This is a genomic window from Rhizobium sophoriradicis, assembly GCF_003939025.1.
In the GTDB taxonomy this organism is placed as follows: Bacteria; Pseudomonadota; Alphaproteobacteria; order Rhizobiales; family Rhizobiaceae; genus Rhizobium; species Rhizobium sophoriradicis.
The window spans coordinates 1-18,825 of sequence record NZ_RQIH01000015.1 but is presented as its reverse complement, the minus strand read 5'-3'; the positions used below and the strand labels follow the sequence as shown (position 1 = coordinate 18,825).

Sequence of the window (18,825 nt, the reverse complement as noted above, 5' to 3'; positions counted from 1 at the left end):
CGGCCGTGCTTTGCACCTGCTTCTCCTGAGATCAAAGACCAAGCTGCCAGATTTCGGCGGCGATGATATTTCCCTCGGGTGCGATCAGACGCGCTGTGCTCACCCCCTTGAAGCCAGGCAGCCGCTTGGTTCCGGTCCAGTGCCCATCGTCGGCAAAGACTTCGATCGAGCCCGCATCGAGGAAGATCCGGATGGTCGACGGGCGCGCGCCGGCGGCGATATAGCGGGGCGATGCCTTGGTGTTTGCCACCGAGAAGGGAATGCTCAGCCCGTCGTCGTTCAGCTGAACTGCAACCGTTGCCTCGGGGTGTTCGAGATCGAGGCGGAAAGCGTTGCCGGCCTGCCCGAGGGTGAGCAGGATTTCGACGGAGCCGTTGGCGAGATCGACGGTCCGGCCATCCAGAAGAGCTTTGGCATCCAACTGGCGCTGACGGAGGCTTTCGACACCTGGCACCGGCGGCGTGATCAGCGCACCGCTCTGCAATGCCAGCCGGCGCGGCAGGGTCATCGCCGTCGGCATGTCGATCTCTCTCGAAATATCCGTCCAGTTCGCAAGCCAGGCAATGCCGACCGGACCGGCCTCGTCGACGAAGGCCTGGAACGCGTAGGCGTCGGTGCCGAAATCCAGCTCCTGCTCGAATTCCACGGAGAAGCTGCGGCCATCGAAACGGCCGACGGTCGCAAGCGTCATGTTGCGCCGGCCGGTTGTCGGGTCGCGGCTGGTCAGCAGGCCGAAGATCAGGGCCCAGCGGGTCGTCGGATCGCTGGCGGGGCCATCGAGGGGCAGCATGCAGGGGCATTCCGCCGCCGTCATCCCGAAGCGGTTCTCGCGGTGAAGCGTGCCGAGGAAGGTCCATCCCTCCGCCGCGGCCGGATCGTCGGCTTCGTAGAGCAGGATGACGCCGCCCTCGCGGTCTCGCGTGCCGAGCAGCATCTTCCATTTGCCGTCGGGGCCTTTGAAGACGTAAGGGTCGCGGAAATCGGTCGTCAGCCCGAGCCCGGCGGGACGCGCCGGCAGGATCAGGCGCGCCGGCTCGACATTGACAAGATCGCGGCTGGTGGCGGTGAACTGAACCTGTTCCTCCGGTTCCCGGTCCTTCATATGCTCGGTGAAGAAAATGCGAAGGCCGGCTTGATCGCCGGGAAGAGCGATCGCCGAGCCGGAAAATGCCCCGCCCCGCCCGTCGGCCCGCGCGGCGAGTTCATCCGAAGGGAAAAGAAAGATCGGGAGATGCGTCCAGCGAAGATAGTCCTTCGAGACCGCATGACCCCAATGCATGTTGTTCCACCGAAGGCTATGGGGATAGTGCTGGTAGAAGAGGTGCAGCTTGCCGCCGAACCTTCCAAACCCGTTCGGATCGTTCATCCAGCCGAAAGGCGGGCGGAAATGATAGCCACCCGGCACTTCGGGGGCGGCGTTGGCAGGGCGGGCATGCAGCAGCCGGATGCCTTTTTCGAGAACCGAGGCTTGGCGGAAGGCATAGAGTACCGAGACCTCTGTTGTAGCAGGATCGTAGGAGAAGGCGGTTTCTCCGCCTCGTTCCAGCATCAGCGGCCGAAACTCGAATTCATCAGGATTTGACGTTTCGAGGGCGCCGGTCAGGTCTCCATCGACATGTGACGTCAGCCTTGCCGGGGCGCCGTCATGCGTCGCCTTGATCCAGGCATGGATCGTGCAACCCGCCGGCAGCACGGCGCTGATCGTCTCCAGCCCCGCTTCATCCGAGGGCGAAATCGCTTGGCTTGTCATCAATTCAACCTTTCACGGCAGAGCCGATAAAGGAGCTCACGAACCAGCGCTGGAATGCGAGGTAGAGCCCCAGGATCGGGATCATCATCAAAACGGAGGCGGCCATCGCCCGATCCCAGTAGATGCTGTCCTGCCCGAAGAAGGTGGCGATGGCCACCGCGATGGGGCGGGCATAATCGGTCTGCGTGACGAGGATCGGCCAGAGATACTGGTTCCAGGTCTCGATGCCCATGAGGATCGACACGGTGGCGAGTGCCGGCAGGCTGAGCGGCAGGAAGATGGAGCGATAGGCCCGGAAAAAGGATGCGCCGTCGACCTCTGCGGCCTCAAGCAATTCCTTCGGCAGCTGCGCGAAGAACTGGTAGAACAGGAAGATGTAAAGCGGGCTTGCGACCCAGGGCACGATCTGCACCGCGAAGGTATCTGACATACCAGCCCTGGAAACCATGATCACCAGCGGCATGATGATGCTTTCCTGCGGGATCACGTAGAGCGCAATCACGACGGACAGGATGACGGCGCGGCCCTTTAGCGATCCACAGGCCAATACGAAGCCGGCCATCGAATTGACGATCAGGCCGGAACAGACCGTGGTGATCAGGATGATCAACGAGTTGATGAGATAGCGTCCGAAGGCGAGTTCGCCGGAGAGGTGGCCGACCTCGGCGTAGTTGGAAAGCGTCGGGTTCGACACCCAGAAGGCCCGGAAGCTACCCATATCGGCCAGAATCTGGAACCGGTCGTCCTTGAGGCTGGCGACGACGAGCAGCAGCAATGGAGAGACGATCACCAATGCGATGATGAAGATGCAGACGGTCTGGATGGTGCGCAGAATCCTCGTGGCGGAACGCGGCTGCGCCGTGCTGGCCTGCGGGATCGAGAGAGCGATATCAGACATCGAAGCGCCTCAGGAGCTGGCGCTGGATCAGCGCGATGACGAGAACGATCACGAACAGGATGACCGAGACGGCGGAGGCATAACCCATCTTCTGCTCTTCGAAGCCGGCGCGGACCATGTAGTGCACCACCGTTTCGGTGCTGCTTTTCGGCCCGCCCTGCGTGAGGATAGCGACCTGGGTATAGAGCTTGAAGGCCTGGATGGTGGTGATGACAAGCACGAAGACATGGGTCGGCCTGAGGCCGGGCATGGTCACATGCCAGAAGCGGCGGAAAGCGTTGGCGCCGTCGATCTTGGCCGCATCGTAGAGTTCGTCAGGAATGCCCTGAAGCCCGGCGAGGTAGACGATCATCTGGAAACCATAGGCCTGCCAGGCCGAGAGCAGCACGAGCGAGAACATTGCCCATTGCGGATCGCCGAGCCAGTCGATCGGCTGGATCGCCCCGCCCGAGAGGAAACCGAGGATCTGGTTGAACGGCCCGGTGGGATACTGGAACAGCGTGCCCCAGATGACGCAGACCACGACCATCGAGGTGATTGCCGGCAGGAAGAACATGCCGCGCAGCAGGTTGCGGAACGGCAGCTTCTGATGGAGCAGCAGCGCCGTCGCAAAAGCGAGGCCGCACTGCGCTGGAATGATCCAGAAGGTGAAGCGGGACACGTTCCAAAGGGCCGTCCAGAACAGGTCGTCCTGAAAGATACGGATGAAATTGTTAAACCAGACGAACCGGACCGGCGTCGGCCGCGGCACCAGAGGCTGGTTGGTCATCGCCGTCCAGAAGGACAGGAGGAACGGCACGATCAGAAAGAGGGTCAACAGGATGACGGCCGGCGCCAGCATGGCGGCTTCCTGCATCAGCCGTCCCTTGTCGTGGCGGCGCGCCGAGGCTTTTCGAACTGATGTCGAAGATGTCGATTGCTGCAGGACCATATAGCTCCTCCTTTCCCAATTTGGCTGCCGGTCGCGCCCGGCGATGTCTGCCGGAGACATCGCCGGGCCGCGACCTGTCGACGACGAGACGCCTATTGCTCGTCGCCGAATGGCGGATAGCCGTCATTGTCCTCGATATCCTGGTCGATCTTCTTGGCGGCCGATGTCAGCGCTTCCTTCGGATCGCCGCCATTGAACACCTCGTCGACGGCCTGCATGAAGGCGGAGGTGATGGTCGGATAGGCTGGGTGCGGCGGGCGGGCGATGGCCGTCTTCGAGGCCTGCTCGAAGGCGATCGCCATCGGGCCGCCGGGAGCATAGAGCGGAGATTCAGCGGCGAAACTCTTCAGGCCGGGATAGCCGGACTGGCTTGCGACGTAAGTGCGGAACTCCTTGTCCTTCAGCAGGAAGCTGACGAACTTGCCTGCGATCTCGGGATGCGCCGACGTCTTGGTGACAGCCCAGATCCAGGTGCCGTCGGGGCTCGCGCCCTTGGCGCCGAATTTCGGAAGCGGCAGCACGACGATGTTGTCCTTCATGGTCGCGGCGGCTTCCGCATAGACCCAGTGTCCGCCGAGCGCCAACGCTGCCGGATTGCCTTCGGCGAAGAACTGGTTGGTTCCGGCCGATTGCGGCACGACCCAGCCGTTCTTGACCCATTTCTGCATCATGACAAGCGCATCGACGCAGGCGTCGTTGTCGAGCGTGCCCTCGGATTTCCAGGCCTTGCGGTCGATCAGATCGCAGCCGGCCGATTGCAGGATCGGGCCATAGGCATAGGTGATCCATTCGGTCTTGATGCCGTAGCCGCGGAAGGTGTCGATCGGCCACTTCACGCCGTCGACTTTGGAAAGCTTCTCAAGATAGGTTTCGAACTCCTCCCGGGTCCAGGCATCCTCGACGGATTTCGGGATGCGGGCGCCGATCGCTTCGAGATATTTCTTGTTGCCGTAAAGAACGACCGAGGAGTCGGTCAGGCCGATCGCGTAGAGGTCCTTATCGATCGGGTATGTGCCCTGGGCGATGTTGGACTCCGTCATGTCGTCGAGGAGATCCTTGTCGATCAGCGGTTTGATGGGCTGAAGATAGCCCGACCAGACGTAATTGGCGAGGAACGGTGCATCGAGCTCCATGACGTCGGGCAGCTGCTTGGCCATGACGGCGGCGCTGAACTTCTCGTTATAGGCATCGTGCGGCGCATAGATGAACTGCACGTCAACATCGGGATTGGCCGCCTCGAACCGTTCGGCGACCTTGCCATAGGCGGCGACAAAACCGGGATCGCCCTGGTGCATGACCTGGATGACGGTTTTCTCGGCTGCCTGCGCCCCCATGGCTGATAAGGCCGAGGACAGGACCAGAGACCAAAGTAAACGTTTACCCATTAGAATTCCTCCTCAATTGAATGGGCCTATTTCAATTTATACGGATGCCCGCTCCACCAGTTGGAACGGCAGTTTCTGCACCCCGACCGGGACCCGGTCTTCGGCAAGCAGGATTTGTGCGGCCTGGCGGCCCATGGCGCGATGGGGAAGCGCCATGGTGGTCAGCGGTGGGTCGAGACGCGAGGCGATCTCGACCTGGTTGTCGAAACTCGCAACGGCGACGTCGTCGGGAATGGACGCGCCTGTCCGGCGCAGCGCGGCATAGACCTCCATGGCAACGCGGTCATTGCCGCACAGGATGGCATCGGGGCGCCGGGAGCCGTTCATCATCGCATGCACATGCGCGGAGACAAGGCTGTGGGCCCGGTCGCTGTAGATCGCCTTGCTGACGGCGGGCAGGACGATGGCGCCGGCTCCGTCGATATCAGCCTGATCGAGCGCCTGCCGGAAGCCGAGTTCACGAAGTTCGCCGGCGAGCAGCCCCGGCAGATTGATGAAGGCGATGTTGCGGCGGCCGGCATCGATGAGATAGTTGGTAATCTCGAGCGCCGCCCCAGTTTCATCGGGCACCAGCGAAGTGACGCGGTCGTTGGCATCGCGGCAATTGATCATGACGCCGACCGCATCGGCAAATTCGGGCGGCAGGTCGACGCTCTTGTGATACATGGCGGCGTAGGCGATCGCCCGCGGACGAAAGCGCCGCATCTCGTCGAGGATCGATGCGATGCTCCGGTGGCCGCCGAGCGTCATGGCGAAGACGGCCATGTCGGCGGCGCGCACGGCGCCGTCGAGCCCCCTGATGATCTCCGTGGCAAAAGGCGAGGTGATCAGATCATCGGCGACAAGGCCGACGAGCGGCATCCAGCCCTGCCGCATGCTGCGGGCGGCGAAGTTGGTGACATAGCCGAGCTCCTCGGCGATCTCCTTGATCCGCTGCCGGGTTTCATCGGACATGCGCGCGGAGCCGCCATGTAACGCGCCTGAGACGGTCTTGACGGAAACGCCTGCACGGGCGGCTATGTCGTTGAGTGAAGCGGTCACTGGCTTGCTTTGGGTTATCGATTACCCATACCGGTATCAATCCCATTTTGATGAGTCAAGCGGGTGCAGTTCGCCGCTGTGGATCGCGTGCGCTGCGCGCCAGCCCTTTTTTACGTCATCTTCCGCTGCCTTGTCGGGTGCGGAATCCCCTCCCCGCGCGGCATGGCACGGCATCCTCCAACGCACCTCGGCAACGAGAGTGAGCTTCTCTGCGACCCCGAACCCCGCCGAAGCGGGGTTCCTGGGCAGGCAAGCCGTCAATTGTTGTGGGCTGCGCACGCTTCGTCCATCGGAGTAGCATTGCTCCTGCCGCCCTGCGTCTGGAGATTGTCGGAATTGTTCACCGGATCGGGGCACTTGACCTTGTCCGTCTTCATCGTGCCGCCGGTCGTTGAGCCGGTCGTGGTGGTATCAGTGGCCATCGGCTTCTTGGCTTTCATGTCGCCGCTCGCGCCGCCGCCCTGATCTGCCGCATTCTTGTCGATCGTGGCGCCGGCCGGAGCCGGATTGGACTGGGCGAAGGCTGATGTGGCCATGCCGATGGCAAACAGCGAAGCTGCTACGAGTTTCATATGCATTGCGATATCCTCCTTGGGAATTTTGCCTTATTGGCCTATCCACAACCTCACTGGCAGGTCATTGTTCCGCAACGGCTGCTGACAAATATGTGGCGATTGGGCGCCTTCGACCGGCAGATGCAGCAGCGATTGAACGCCTGATCGGGCGCGTCAGAGCGTCCGGTCGAACAGCGCCAGCGACTGCGCATCTTTCAGGCGAAACATCTGGGCGGGCCGGTTGCTCGCCCGGCGCATTTCGCCCTCGACCGGCTCCAGGAAATCGGCTTCGGCCATGCGCTTTCGAAAGGCCGATTTGTCGAGCTTGCGGCCGAGAAGGGTCTCATAGACCGATTGCAGCTCGCTCAAGGTGAAATGGACCGGAAGCAGATGGCCGGGCAGGCTCGAATATTCGACCTTGCTGCGGATGCGGCCGAGCGCCTCCTTCAGGAGAGCCGCATGGTCGAAGGCAAGGGACAAGCCGACGCCCTCGCCCCCGATCGGCCGCCATTCGGCCTCTCCGGCCATTCCACCCTGCCGTTCGGCGACGTCATCGGCCGATAGCAGCGCGATATAGACGATGCTGATGCTCCAGCCCCTCGGGTCGCGGGTGCGGCTGCCCGTGGTTTGCAGCTGTTCGAGATAGGGTGTCTCGACCCCGGTTTTTTCCTTCAGCACGCGCCGTGCCGCAGCTTCCAGATCCGCATCCTCGTCAATATGGATCCAGCCGCCGGGCAAGGCCCAGTCGCCGGAAAAGGGTGCGTTCGCCCGCCGCACGAGAAGCACGGAAAGGCCCGCCGGCGACAGCGAGAAGATCGCGAGATCGACGGTCGCGATCGGTTTGAAGGCGTCATTGTCATGCGATGTCATGATGCGAACATAGCATACGCGAGGCTTAGTGTAAATATCCAACTAAGTTAGTTGACATTTATCACTAAGTCATGTTTTCTCCATGTCGACACGAGCAGGGGCTCGCGCCAGCAACAGGGAAAAGGTCATGTTCGGACTGCGCTTCATCAAGACGGAACCTACGCAATACGTCATCCAATATCAAAACGGCAAAGCCATTCGTGAAGGCGCCGGTCTGGCCTTCTGGCATTTTGCGCCGTCGAGCTCGCTGGTGCTTGTGCCGACGGCGAGCGTCAACGACCCCTTCATCTTTCCGCTGGTGACATCCGACTTCCAGGAAGTGACCGTGCAGGGGCAGATCACCTATCGCATCGCCGAGCCGCGCCGCACGGCAGCACTCCTGAACTTCACGCTTGACCACAAGGGCCGCTATGTCTCGGAGGATCCGCAGAAGCTTTCGACCCGGGTGATCGACCGCGTGCAGGTGGCGATGCGCGCCGAAGTTCAGACGCTGTCGCTCAAGGAAGTTCTCGCCTCGGGTGAGGCGCTCGTCGCCGGCGTGGCGGAAGCGCTTAAGGTACATCCGACGATCGAAGCGCTCGGCCTTGAAATTCTCGGCTTGTCGCTGCTCGCCGTCATGCCGAAAGCCGAGACGGCCAAGGCGCTGGAAGCCCATGCCCGCGAGGCCCTGCTTCGCCAGGCCGACGAGGCTATCTATAGCAGGCGCAATGCCGCCATCGAGCAGGAGCGGACGATCAAGGAAAACGAGATCGCCACCGAGATCACGCTTGAGAACAAGAGGCGGCAGGTGCGCGAGGCGCAGATGGAAGCCGAACGCGCCGTGCAGGAGCGGCAGCTGCAGATCCGGCGGGAAGAAATGGCCGGCAAGATCGCGCTGGAAGAGCAGAACCGCGATCTGGTGACGCTTGCCGCGACCAACGCCAAGGCCGAGGCCGATGCCCAGGCCTATGCGCTGACGGCGATGATGAAATCCTGCGAGCAGGCCGATCCGAAAGTGCTGCAGGCGCTCGCCTCGGTCGGCATGAAGCCAGGCCAGCTGATGGCGCTCGCTTTCCGCGACCTCGCCGACAATGCGACGAAGATCGGCCAGCTCAACGTCTCGCCCGATCTTCTGCGCGAGATATTGCAGCCGCAGGAGGGCAAGGACCGTGCCGGCCTCTGACGAACGCAAGATCATCCTCGTCGTCCGCCCGACCCGCCTCGACGAACTCATCGCCCGGTTCAACACGGTGCAGCAGGCGCAATTCTACGTCGAGCATCTCGGTGCCGATTTCAGCGATTACCTCGCCGAGAACAAGCGCTACGAAACGGCGATCGCCGACGTGGAGGCCATCCTGCGCGCCGTCGCCCGCGTGCAGCGTCTCGACCGCCGCTACCTCCCGAACTTCGTCTTCGGCCCCGACGATGTCGTCGTCGTGCTCGGTCAGGACGGGCTGGTCGCCAATACGCTGAAATATCTCGACGGCCAGCCGGTGCTTGGCGTCAACCCTGATCCTGCACGCTGGGACGGCCCGCTGCTTCCCTTCAACCCCAAGAGCCTGCCGAAGGTGATCGGCGAAGCGCTGAGGAACAAGCGGCCGATCAAACGCGTCAGCATGGCCAAGGCAACGCTGAATACCGGCGCCGTCATCCATGCGGTCAACGATCTCTTCATCGGCCCGCAAAGCCACGTCTCGGCCCGCTATGTCCTGCAGGCCGAGGAGCGCGAGGAGCGCCAGTCCTCGAGCGGCATCATCGTCTCCACGGGCATGGGCTCGACCGGCTGGCTGAAGAGCCTCTATTCCGGCTGGCTCGGAACCGCTAGCGCGCTCGGTCTCGACCCCGCTGAGCGGACGATCGACATGTCCTTCGCCTGGGACGCCGACTTCCTGCGCTATTTCGTGCGCGAACCCTTCCCGAGCCGCACCACCGGCGCCACCATTGTCGCCGGCCTGGTCTCCAATACCCGGCCGCTGACCATCGTCTCCGAAATGCCCGAACACGGCGTCATCTTCAGCGACGGCATCGAGGCGGATTTTCTGGAATTCAATGCCGGGACGCGGGCGGTGGTGACACTGGCGGAGAGGCAGGGGTTGCTGGTGGTCTGAGGGGTGGGGCAGAGGATCGGATATAGACCACTGTCCGCCGCCATTGCGACCTTCGCGATATCCCCTATTCTGCCGATCTCTCAGCGTGCAACTGGAAAGCTGACACTCTCATGAGCATTTTCGTTTTGCTGACAGGCTTCCCCGGCGTGGGGAAACTGACTATCGCGACAGAACTGAGTTCTCTCTTCCCTGCAAAGATCATCGATAATCATTGGTTCAATAATCCGATACTCCGCCTGCTCGATGACGACGGTGCGACACCGCTTCCGAAGGGAATCTGGGAGTACACCGGCAGAGTACGGCAGACGGTGCTGGATGCGATTGTCGCATACTGCCCTCACCCGGCGAACTTCATTTTCACCCATGCCGGTATCGACGGTGACGAGCGTAGCGCTCGCACTTTTCAGCAGATTTCCGACGCTGCCCGACAATGCCAAGCGCTGCTGGTTCCGATTAGATTGCTTTGCGATGAGGAGGAATTGGCACGCCGTGTTTCCACACCCGCGCGTCGTGAGCGGTTGAAGTCGATCGACGCGCAAGCCTCCAGAGAGAAATGCAGGCAAGCGCGTGTCTTCGATCCCGGACATCGGTTTACCCTGGATCTGGATGTTACTGCCAGATCCGCTGAGGCCAGCGCAGCAGCAATATGTCATCATATTTCGCGCGTTGCCGGCGGCGATTTTGGTTCGCCTTAGAGAAAGGTGCTGTGATCGCACCATCGGCTTTCACTGCTGAGCCGAAAACCGAAGCATAACGCATTGATTTCTCTGCGACGGATTTCTTTATGGAAGTAATCTGATGATTCAATTCCGTTACATCCGGGGGGCGATATGACGCCGACGTCCCGAGAAACCTATAAGCGCCAGCGCTCAAGCAGTTCCAATTGCGGCAAGCTCAAGAGAGCCACATCCCTGAGGCGCGGAAGCCGAAGGCTGGAGCCTCGAAGGATGAGGTAGGCGGGTCAGTGTTCATTCATGCAAGGAGCGGCGTTGCGGCCTGTCCTTCGAGGCTTCGCCCTACGGGGGCTGCGCGCCTCAGGATGAGGAGCATTGGAGGATGCCGCGCTGGCGCTCGATGGAGCCTCTAGGAAGGCCGCCACCGCCGCAAGGTGGCCGCGAGCACGCAAACATTCCAAGATGCTGCAGGCGCTCAAGAGAACCTCAGTTGAGGTGCGGAATCCAAAGGCTGGAGCCTCGAAGGGGCCAGGCCGGTGCGCCGAAACCGGAAGAATGCAAGGAGTGGCATCGCGGCGCGTCTTCGAGGCTTCGCCCTACGGGCTGCGCGCCTCAAGATGAGGGGCGTTGGAGGATGCCGCGCCGATGAGAAACCTTCAGATGGCCGCAAGCGCTCAAGAGAGCCTCATCCTGAGGTGCCCCCGCAGGGGCCCGAAGGACGAGGCGGGTGCATCGAGATCGGAACAGCGCCGTCAAACTCCGGCAACGCGCCTTTGGATCAGCGCCCTCGCTAGCCCCGCGACGGGTCATTTGCGGCAGCGGCCGGTGAGACCAATCCGCGCTGCGCATGCTTCGCTCGCTCGCTGTCGGTCCTGTTCGATGTCTGGGGGGCATCCAATGAGGGAGGTTGGAGAGTATAGGGCGGCCAGGCGCTCAGGGGAGCCCGACACCGACGTGCTCGAAGGGAGGCCGACGCGCCGGCGCTTTTCGGAGGAGAGAAGCCCGGCGCGGGAGAGGGCGCCGGGCTTCAATAATGACCGACAGCATGGGAGGAGGAGTGCTGTCCATCGGGCCGACGCAGCTTAGGAGGGGACGGCGCGTCAGCTCGTTACGACGTAGGGAGGCAAGACGGCGAATTCAAGCCCGCGGTTGTGTCAATACTGCGCAGATGTAGATGCGAGCCGGGAGCGTGGCTGCGGATGCGGCGTTTGTTCATCGCCAGCTGTCAGCCCTGGTGCGATGTTGTCCGTGGACAACCAGTTGCAGCCAGCCGCACTCTATTTGCTGTCTTTTGGATGCCGGCACTCACTCAAGTGCGTAGCAATACCCAACAGTCCATCCGGCGGTGCGTAGCGCATGGCGGCCCCGCGGTATGCGGTGCAATGCTTCCCTTCATCTATTAAGTGCCGATGCGTCTGTCCCTATTCGGCGTTCTGCAGGGCTGGAGGCTGTTTTTGAAAGACTGCGGGGTGGCTCATGGGTGGCGGTCAAGTTGGTGACGTCCGGCGATTTTGCTCCTCCTGCTCCAGTGTGGATATCGAACGGGTTGTCCGCGGACAACGGATGGGCAACGGGTCATTCGTATTCGTCACGTTTCTGAATGCCAGCTGATGAAACGCTGGTGAGAGCGTGGCCCTTGAGGTTGGCGGGTTTGAAGGTTAGACTCCGGATCTGGAGGCCCACACCAAACCTGCTGCCGGGTTGAAGGGCGTTTGGAATCTATCGACGGCCATGTTCACCAAGGTCGAAGCGTAATCGGCAGACTTCGACCAAGAACATTGGATCGTCCTATGCTCCATCCATCGATGAGATTCTCGCCTTCGAACATCGCCGCCTTGAAGAAGGCTCTGCGGCGGCAATATCCCCACATCAAGTCATCGCACCTCGATGAGGCCATCGCCGCATCCTTTGGCTTCAACTCATATGCCGCCATGCGTCCGACGCTGAATCAGGTCAGCGCCTATGCGAGACTGGTCGTCGTGATCGACCATCTGCTGATGCTGCTTCGGCTGGAGGGGCTTGGATATCGGAGCATCCCCCGGGAGGCGTTGCATCGCCTCCTCTGGAACATCGTATTCCCCGATGACAGATACGACAGCGCAGTAGGGGAAATCATCCAGGCCCGCAGGAGGCCAGCGGCGGCGAATGCGGAGTAGCGCTCAGTCGCGTATTGCATGTCTGAATGTTACGCTGTGAACGTTGTCCGCGGACAACCGGCTGAATCGGCCCCCTCGATTCAGTGTCATGCAGTCGCCGCTGCCGATAACCGTTTCGGTCTTCGCCGTCACAGGTCGGCGCGGCGAATGAGCTTGATGTGGTGGTCTATAGGTCGCCACTTGTTTGTGTGTTAACCTTCGGCACGGCGTCTTGTGAGGGGGCCATGGAGAGGAAGCTTGCGGCCATCCTTGCGGCCGACGTCGTTGGATATTCGGCGCTGATGGAGCGTGACGAGGCCGGGACGTTCGAGCGTCTTATCGGGATTCGAAAAGCACTGATCGAGCCGGAAATCGCGAAGCGGCGCGGCCGTATCTTCAAGCTCATGGGCGACGGGTTGCTCGCCGAGTTCGGCAGCGTCGTGGATGCAGTCGAATGCGCGGTGTCGCTGCAGGGTGCGCTCAAGGAGCGCAACGCTGAGGTGAAGGAGAACGAGCGGCTCGAATTGAGAATGGGGCTCAATCTCGGCGAAATCATCGTCGATGGCGACGACTGCTATGGCGATGGCGTCAACGTGTCAGCGCGTTTGCAGCAACTCGCCGATCCTGGCGGTGTTTGCATCTCCGGCAAAGTCGCGCGTGAGGTCGAAAAGACGCTCGCCTTCGGCTTTGAAGCGATGGGTGAGCAGCAGGTCAAAAACATTGCCGAGCCGATCACGGTTCACCGTCTCGTGCAGGAAGGTGCCTCCCCGCAGGCGCGGCTGTCCAGGCCGCCTGCTTTGCCGAACAAACCGTCGATAGCCGTGCTGGCCTTTGCGAACATGAGCGGTGATCCTGAGCAGGAGTATTTTGCCGATGGGCTGGTCGAGGATGTCATCACCAACCTCTCGAGAATTCCGAGCCTGTTTGTCATCGCGCGAAATTCCACCTTCGCCTACAAAAACAAGGCGACCGACGTCAGGCAGATTGCCAGGGAACTCGGCGTCCGCTACGTGCTGGAAGGCAGCATCAGGCGGGCGGCAAGCCGGGTGCGCATCAGCGCGCAATTGATTGAAGGGAAGGATGCCACCCATATATGGGCCGACAAGTTCGAGGGTGCGGCCGAAGATATTTTCGATCTGCAGGATCAGTTGACCGAGGGCATTGTCGGGATGCTCGTGCCGACGATCAGGCGTGCCGAGATAGAGAGGGCGCGTCGCAAGCGGCCTGATAGCCTGGACGCTTATGATTTCTTCCTTCGCGCATTGCCGCATAGCTATGCCAACACCCCGGCGGACACCAGCGAAGCATTGCGGCTGCTGACCGAAGCTTTGCGTCTGGATCCCAACTATGCCGCCGTGCACGGCTATGCCGCCTGGGGATACGAGCAGCGATTCCTGCGCGGCGGCTTCGATCCCGAGGACAGGGCCGCGGCGCTCGGCCACGCCGATGCGGCGCTCGTCACCGGCTCGGACGATCCGCAAGCGCTGTGTCTCGGAGCTTTCGTCCACGCCACCATCACCCATGACTACGAGCGCTCGATCAATGCGCTCGACAGGGCTTTGATGCTGGACGGCAATTCGTCGCTCGCCTACGGGCTGAGCGCGATGGTACATATGTTCAACGAGACCTATGACCGGTCCCGAGACCACGCATTCAAGGCCCTTCGGCTCAGTCCGCTCGATCCGATGAATTATCATTCCTATCTCGCATTGGCCTGGGTCAGCCTGTTTACCGGGCGGTTCGAGGATGCCGTGAAATACTCGGCTCTGGGAATTCAGGTGAACCCGGGATTCAGCATTCTCCACGCCAGCCTGGTGGCAAGCTATGCCAATCTCCATCGTCTGGAGGCTGCGCGAGCGGCGGCCGCGCGATTGCTGAAAGTTGCGCCGGACTGGACAATGGGCGGTTTCGTGCGAATGGATGTCGTGCGGCCGCAGCTCATGAAGGGGCTGGCGTCGGCTTTGCGCAAGGCCGGCCTCCCGGAATAAGGAATTCCCCGCTGGCCCTCCGCATGCGTCGATCGGATCCGGCCGCTTGGGCGCGTCAAGAAATGCAAACGCAGCCGCCCTGCCGCCATCTGCCCGGGCCGCGTTATTTAGGCATAATCGGGCCTCTACGAGCCCGAACCGCGAAGCCTCGACATTCGCCGTTACACAGCAGTAACGAAACCAAAGTCGTGTTTTGCTTCCGTAGTGCACTGTTAATTTAATAAAACCAGAGGCTTGCAGTTTGCGAAGCTGCCGCGGGCCTGGCCTTCTTAGGGCGCCGGGCCCTTCGCCTGCTGGAATCTCCGCAAGAAAGCAACGGTTTGCATCCTTTAGCGGCTATCGGCGTTATCCCCGCAGCAAATCGGAGGATAGGGTAATGGCAGACGCGTTCCGCCTCAAGAGGTTCTCCATCGGCGCGACGGCGATGGCCGCAGCGATCGCCGCGCTTGTTATCCTTGAGGCAAGGCAGCGCGGTGCTGTCGTCCCGCCCGGCGATACCTCCCGCGACGACGATCATGGGCGCAGCGCCGCTACGCCGGAGGCCATTCCGCTCAGCGGTCTTCGTGACGTGTTCTGGCGGGTCTTCCACGAGATCCTGCACGACCGTGTCACTCTGATTGCCGCCGGCGTCACCTTCTATCTGCTGCTGGCGATATTTCCCGCGCTGGCGGCGCTCGTCTCCCTCTACGGGCTGGTTGCCGATCCGGTCACCATATCCGAACATCTCCGCGAGCTGGTCGTTCTCCTGCCGCCCGGGGCGTTCGATCTTCTCGCCGACCAAATCAAGGCGCTCGTCGAACGACGCGAGAGCACGCTCGGCATCGCCTTCTTCGTTGGTCTCGCCATCGCCCTCTGGAGTACGCACAACGGCACGCTCGCCATTTTCGATGCGATGAACGTGGCCTATGAGGAGGATGAGAAACGGAGCCTCGTGCGACTGAACCTTATCGGCCTCTGCTTCACCTTATGCGCAGTGTTCTTCGCCGTCCTCATGGTGGCGCTTGTCGGCGTGATGCCGCTTGTGCTCTCCTATCTCTGGCTCGATCAGTTCAAGGAGCAGATGGCGCTCCTCCTCAGGTGGCCGCTGCTGCTGCTCGTAGTGGCGGTGGCCGTTACACTGGTGTATCGCTTCGGGCCGAGTCGCGAGCCTGCGAGGGTTCGATGGATGACGTGGGGCGCGGCTCTGACGACCGTTACCTGGGCCGCCATGTCGCTCGGTTTCTCTTTCTATCTCGAGCATTTCGCCAATTATAATGCGACATACGGTGCCCTCGGTGCGCTGATCGGTTTTCTCGTCTGGATCTGGCTTTCCGTCGTCATTCTCATCATCGGCGCTGAACTCAACGCCGAGCTCGAGCATCAGACGGCCAAGGACACGACGACGGGGCAGCCATTGCCGATGGGCGCGCGCGGGGCTTATGTCGCGGACACTTTGGGCGAGACCGTGAGCTGATCGTTAAGGAGCGGCATCGATGCCCGCTGCTTCGATGCGGTTTTGATGTATTTTATGCTTCGGCAGGTTCGACAGAGGAGACGATCATGACCGCCCCGCATCCTTCCAAAACGCATATCGGCAATCATGCACTGCATCCCGAAACGCAGATGCTGAACTACGGCTACGACCCCGAGCTTTCGGAAGGGGCGGTTAAGCCGCCGGTGTTCCTGACCTCCACCTTCGTCTTCAATACTGCCGAGGACGGCAAGGATTTCTTCGACTATGTATCGGGCCGTCGTGAGCCGCCGGCCGGCAAGGGCGCTGGCCTCGTCTATTCGCGCTTCAACCACCCCAACAGCGAGATCGTCGAGGATCGCCTCGCCGTCTATGAGCGGACGGAAAGCGGCGCGCTGTTTTCCTCAGGCATGGCGGCGATCGCCACGACTCTCTTCGCCTTCGTGCGGCCGGGCGATGCGATCCTGCATTCGCAGCCGCTCTATGGCGGCACGGAAACCCTGCTGGCAAAGACCTTCCTCAATTTCGGCGTCGCCGCGGTCGGCTTTGCGGATGGCGTCAGCGAGGGATCGGTGCAGAAGGCGGCGGAAGAGGCGATGGCCAAGGGCCGCGTCTCCGTCATCCTGATCGAGACGCCGGCCAATCCGACCAACAGCCTGGTCGATGTCGCGATGATCCGGCGCGTCGCCGATGCGATCGGCGCGAAGCAGGGGCATACGCCGATCGTCGTCTGCGACAACACCCTGCTCGGCCCGGTCTTCCAGCGGCCGATCGAGAATGGCGCCGATATCTCGCTCTATTCGCTGACCAAATATGTCGGCGGCCATTCCGACCTCATCGCCGGCGCCGTTCTCGGCCGCAAGGCTGTGATCAAGCAGGTCAAGGCGCTGCGCGGCGCAATCGGCACGCAGCTTGATCCGCATTCCTGCTGGATGCTCGGCCGCTCGCTCGAAACGCTGCAGCTGCGCATGGAACGGGCGAACAGCAACGCCCGCGCGGTCGCCGATTTCCTGCGCGACCACCCAAAGGTCGAGAGAGTGCATTACCTGCCCTATCACGATCCGGACTCGCCGTCGGGCCGCACCTTCGCCGCCCAATGCAGCGGCGCGGGCTCGACCTTCTCCTTCGATATCCGCGGCGGCCAACCGGCCTCCTTCAAATTCCTGAATGCGCTGCAGGTGTTCAAGCTCGCCGTCAGCCTTGGCGGCACGGAGTCGCTCGCAAGCCATCCGGCCGCCATGACGCATTCCGGCGTGCCCGCCGAAATAAGAGAGCGGATCGGCGTGCTGGAATCGACCATCCGCCTGTCCATCGGCATCGAGCATCCGGACGATCTGATCGCCGACCTGGAATTGGCGCTGCAGGCGGCCTGAGGCGGCAGGGGACGATGCCCGGCGGCGCCGGGCATCGCGGGCCGCCTACTTGTCGTCGATCGTCAGTTCCGTTTCGGTGGTATCGAGCACGAAGACTGCCAGCAGTTTTGCCGGCTCGGTCTTGCTGGCATTGGCGCTGACGCTGTGATGATCGCCGGGAAATTCGGAGAAGCTTTCTCCGGCCTTATAGGTTTTCTCCGGGCCCCTGTTCACCGCACTGCGGATCGCCCCTTCGAGAACGGTGGCATAGATGAAGGCCGAATCTGGATGGGTATGCCCAGGCGACATGCCGCCCGGCGCATACTCCACCAGCACCGCCTTCATGCTCTTGCCTGGAACATTGGGAAGCTTCTGATCGTAAACGACGGTTATCCGCGCTCTGTTGTCCCCGGCCTGCGCTTGCGTGCCGGCGGCCAGAGTGAGGGCGAGTGCCGCCGCCGAGATGATCTTTCCTGGCATGTCTGGTCTCCTCAGTTGATACGACAGGCGCAAATCCCTGTCAGGCGCTCTTCTTCTGGGGCGGCTGCTGGTTGAGCCAGTCCTCGAAGCGGATCCGGCCGAGCCGCGCATTGGGGCCGGCCACGAGCGAGTCGTCATCGAGTTCGACGCCGAAATAGCGGGCGTGCGGATCGGTTACCACCTGGCGCGGATCGTTCGTTGCCTTGAACAGGCGTGTCACGATCTCGGTGAGGCGGATCTTCTCAGGCCCGCCGATTTCGATCGTGCCATTGACGGGTGCGGCAAGCGCCACGTCGGCCATCACATCGGCGACGTCGTCCGAAGCGATTGGCTGCAGATAGGCGGGCGACAGATGCACGGTCTCGCCGACGGTGTTGGACTGAGCGATGCCGGCCATAAATTCGTGGAACTGGGTGGAATGCACGATCGTATAGGGAATGCCGGAGCCCTTGATCAGCTCTTCCTGCGCCATCTTGGCGCGCATGTAGCCGCTGCCCTGCAGGCGCTCCATGCCGACGATCGAGAGTGCGATATGATGCTTCACGCCGGCGGCAGCCCCTGCCTTCAGCAGGTTGCGGCCCGAGGTCTGGAAGAATTCGAGAACGGCCCTGTCCTCAAAGGAAGGCGAGTTCGCAAGGTCGAGCACCACCTGAGCGCCTGCCAGCGCTTCGGCCACGCCCTTGCCGGTAATCGTGTCGACGCCTGTATTCGGCGAGGCGGCCAGCACCTCATGCCCCTTCTTGCGCAATCTCTCCACGGTCTTCGAGCCGATCAGGCCGGTGCCGCCGATAATGACGATCTTCATGGGTAGTCTCCTTGTCCTCAGCGAGGGTTTCCTCTGTTGACTGGAAGATGGCTGCCGAAGTCGCGTCCTCGGGAGGCAAGCGACTTCATCGGTACAGGGCGTCACCGCGCGAACTTCCGGCTGCTGGCGGTTGCCACCGATGCGTAGGAGAATGCACCGGATCGCGGCCGCGGACCACTCTCCCTGCGTCGCTGTCACCCTATGCGAAGGCAGTAGGACGGCTGGCGAAATGGCGAAAATTAGCGTCAGCAGATATCGCGTGGGACGAGGCGCGGGCGGCATATCCTCTTCTCCCCAGCGGGGACTGTTGCAAAATGCTGAGAATATGATTCCGTTGTTTTTGAACGGAGATGATTTGGATGGCGGTGAAGCAGACGGGTCAATTCAGCTTTGTTGATGCGTTGTTGCCGCAGGCAGGCGGCAGC

At 61.8% G+C, this 18,825-nt stretch carries 17 protein-coding genes; 7 read left to right on the top strand and 10 right to left on the bottom strand.

The annotated features are described in order from the left end of the window. Positions 1–31: 31 nt before the first annotated feature. From EFR00_RS23940 to EFR00_RS23905, 7 genes are all read right to left on the bottom strand, one after another. Positions 32–1,750: a glycoside hydrolase family protein gene (locus EFR00_RS23940; RefSeq protein ID WP_077989897.1), complete on the bottom strand. Its 1,719-nt coding sequence runs from the start codon at positions 1,748–1,750 to the stop codon at positions 32–34. A gap of 4 nt (positions 1,751–1,754) precedes the next feature. Continuing rightward, entirely contained in the window at positions 1,755–2,648 is an 894-nt protein-coding gene (locus tag EFR00_RS23935) for a carbohydrate ABC transporter permease (protein ID WP_077989873.1), read from the bottom strand. Continuing rightward, positions 2,641–3,579 carry a carbohydrate ABC transporter permease gene (locus EFR00_RS23930; protein WP_077989874.1) on the bottom strand — a complete coding sequence of 313 codons (939 nt, stop codon included), beginning with the start codon at positions 3,577–3,579 and terminating at the stop codon, positions 2,641–2,643. Before EFR00_RS23930 ends, EFR00_RS23935 begins: the two co-directional genes overlap by 8 nt. A 92-nt stretch (positions 3,580–3,671) precedes the next feature. After that, positions 3,672–4,964, bottom strand: a complete 1,293-nt coding sequence (locus tag EFR00_RS23920; RefSeq protein ID WP_086156593.1) for an ABC transporter substrate-binding protein — start codon at positions 4,962–4,964, stop codon at positions 3,672–3,674. Positions 4,965–5,000: 36 nt separating this feature from the next. Then, complete coding sequence (locus EFR00_RS23915; protein ID WP_077989875.1) at positions 5,001–6,005, bottom strand: LacI family DNA-binding transcriptional regulator; 1,005 nt, start codon at positions 6,003–6,005, stop codon at positions 5,001–5,003. 257 nt (positions 6,006–6,262) lie between these two features. Next, entirely contained in the window at positions 6,263–6,583 is a 321-nt protein-coding gene (locus tag EFR00_RS23910; RefSeq protein ID WP_064684170.1) for a hypothetical protein, read from the bottom strand. Positions 6,584–6,733: 150 nt separating this feature from the next. Continuing rightward, entirely contained in the window at positions 6,734–7,429 is a 696-nt protein-coding gene (locus EFR00_RS23905) for an NUDIX hydrolase (RefSeq protein WP_077989876.1), read from the bottom strand. A gap of 127 nt (positions 7,430–7,556) precedes the next feature. Between EFR00_RS23905 and EFR00_RS23900 the strand changes: the two genes are divergently transcribed. From EFR00_RS23900 to EFR00_RS23870, 7 genes are all read left to right on the top strand, one after another. Further along, complete coding sequence (locus tag EFR00_RS23900; protein WP_077989877.1) at positions 7,557–8,591, top strand: SPFH domain-containing protein; 1,035 nt, start codon at positions 7,557–7,559, stop codon at positions 8,589–8,591. Continuing rightward, positions 8,578–9,516 (top strand): diacylglycerol kinase catalytic domain-containing protein, encoded by a 939-nt coding sequence (locus EFR00_RS23895; protein WP_077989878.1) that lies wholly within the window; start codon positions 8,578–8,580, stop codon positions 9,514–9,516. Before EFR00_RS23900 ends, EFR00_RS23895 begins: the two co-directional genes overlap by 14 nt. 110 nt (positions 9,517–9,626) lie before the next feature. Further along, complete coding sequence (locus tag EFR00_RS23890; RefSeq protein WP_009995267.1) at positions 9,627–10,211, top strand: phosphotransferase-like protein; 585 nt, start codon at positions 9,627–9,629, stop codon at positions 10,209–10,211. A gap of 1,814 nt (positions 10,212–12,025) precedes the next feature. Beyond that, positions 12,026–12,346, top strand: a complete 321-nt coding sequence (locus EFR00_RS23885; RefSeq protein ID WP_225887956.1) for a hypothetical protein — start codon at positions 12,026–12,028, stop codon at positions 12,344–12,346. Between the two features lie 224 nt (positions 12,347–12,570). Further along, the gene (locus EFR00_RS23880) at positions 12,571–14,313 is read left to right on the top strand and encodes an adenylate/guanylate cyclase domain-containing protein (protein WP_077989880.1); all 1,743 of its coding nucleotides are present in this window, start codon (positions 12,571–12,573) and stop codon (positions 14,311–14,313) included. A 376-nt stretch (positions 14,314–14,689) separates the two neighbouring features. After that, positions 14,690–15,766, top strand: coding sequence for a YihY/virulence factor BrkB family protein (locus EFR00_RS23875; protein WP_040111991.1), 1,077 nt, complete (start codon positions 14,690–14,692; stop codon positions 15,764–15,766). An 86-nt stretch (positions 15,767–15,852) separates the two neighbouring features. Further along, positions 15,853–17,136 (top strand): cystathionine gamma-synthase family protein, encoded by a 1,284-nt coding sequence (locus tag EFR00_RS23870; RefSeq protein ID WP_077989881.1) that lies wholly within the window; start codon positions 15,853–15,855, stop codon positions 17,134–17,136. A 45-nt stretch (positions 17,137–17,181) separates the two neighbouring features. Here the strand turns inward: EFR00_RS23870 and EFR00_RS23865 are convergent, their stop codons facing one another. From EFR00_RS23865 to EFR00_RS33325, 3 genes are all read right to left on the bottom strand, one after another. Continuing rightward, positions 17,182–17,595: a cupin domain-containing protein gene (locus EFR00_RS23865; RefSeq protein ID WP_077989882.1), complete on the bottom strand. Its 414-nt coding sequence runs from the start codon at positions 17,593–17,595 to the stop codon at positions 17,182–17,184. Positions 17,596–17,635: 40 nt separating this feature from the next. Then, positions 17,636–18,400, bottom strand: a complete 765-nt coding sequence (locus EFR00_RS23860; RefSeq protein WP_077989883.1) for an SDR family oxidoreductase — start codon at positions 18,398–18,400, stop codon at positions 17,636–17,638. 245 nt (positions 18,401–18,645) lie between these two features. Beyond that, positions 18,646–18,825: hypothetical protein (locus tag EFR00_RS33325; protein ID WP_208655975.1), on the bottom strand; the 180-nt coding region annotated here is incomplete at its 5' end.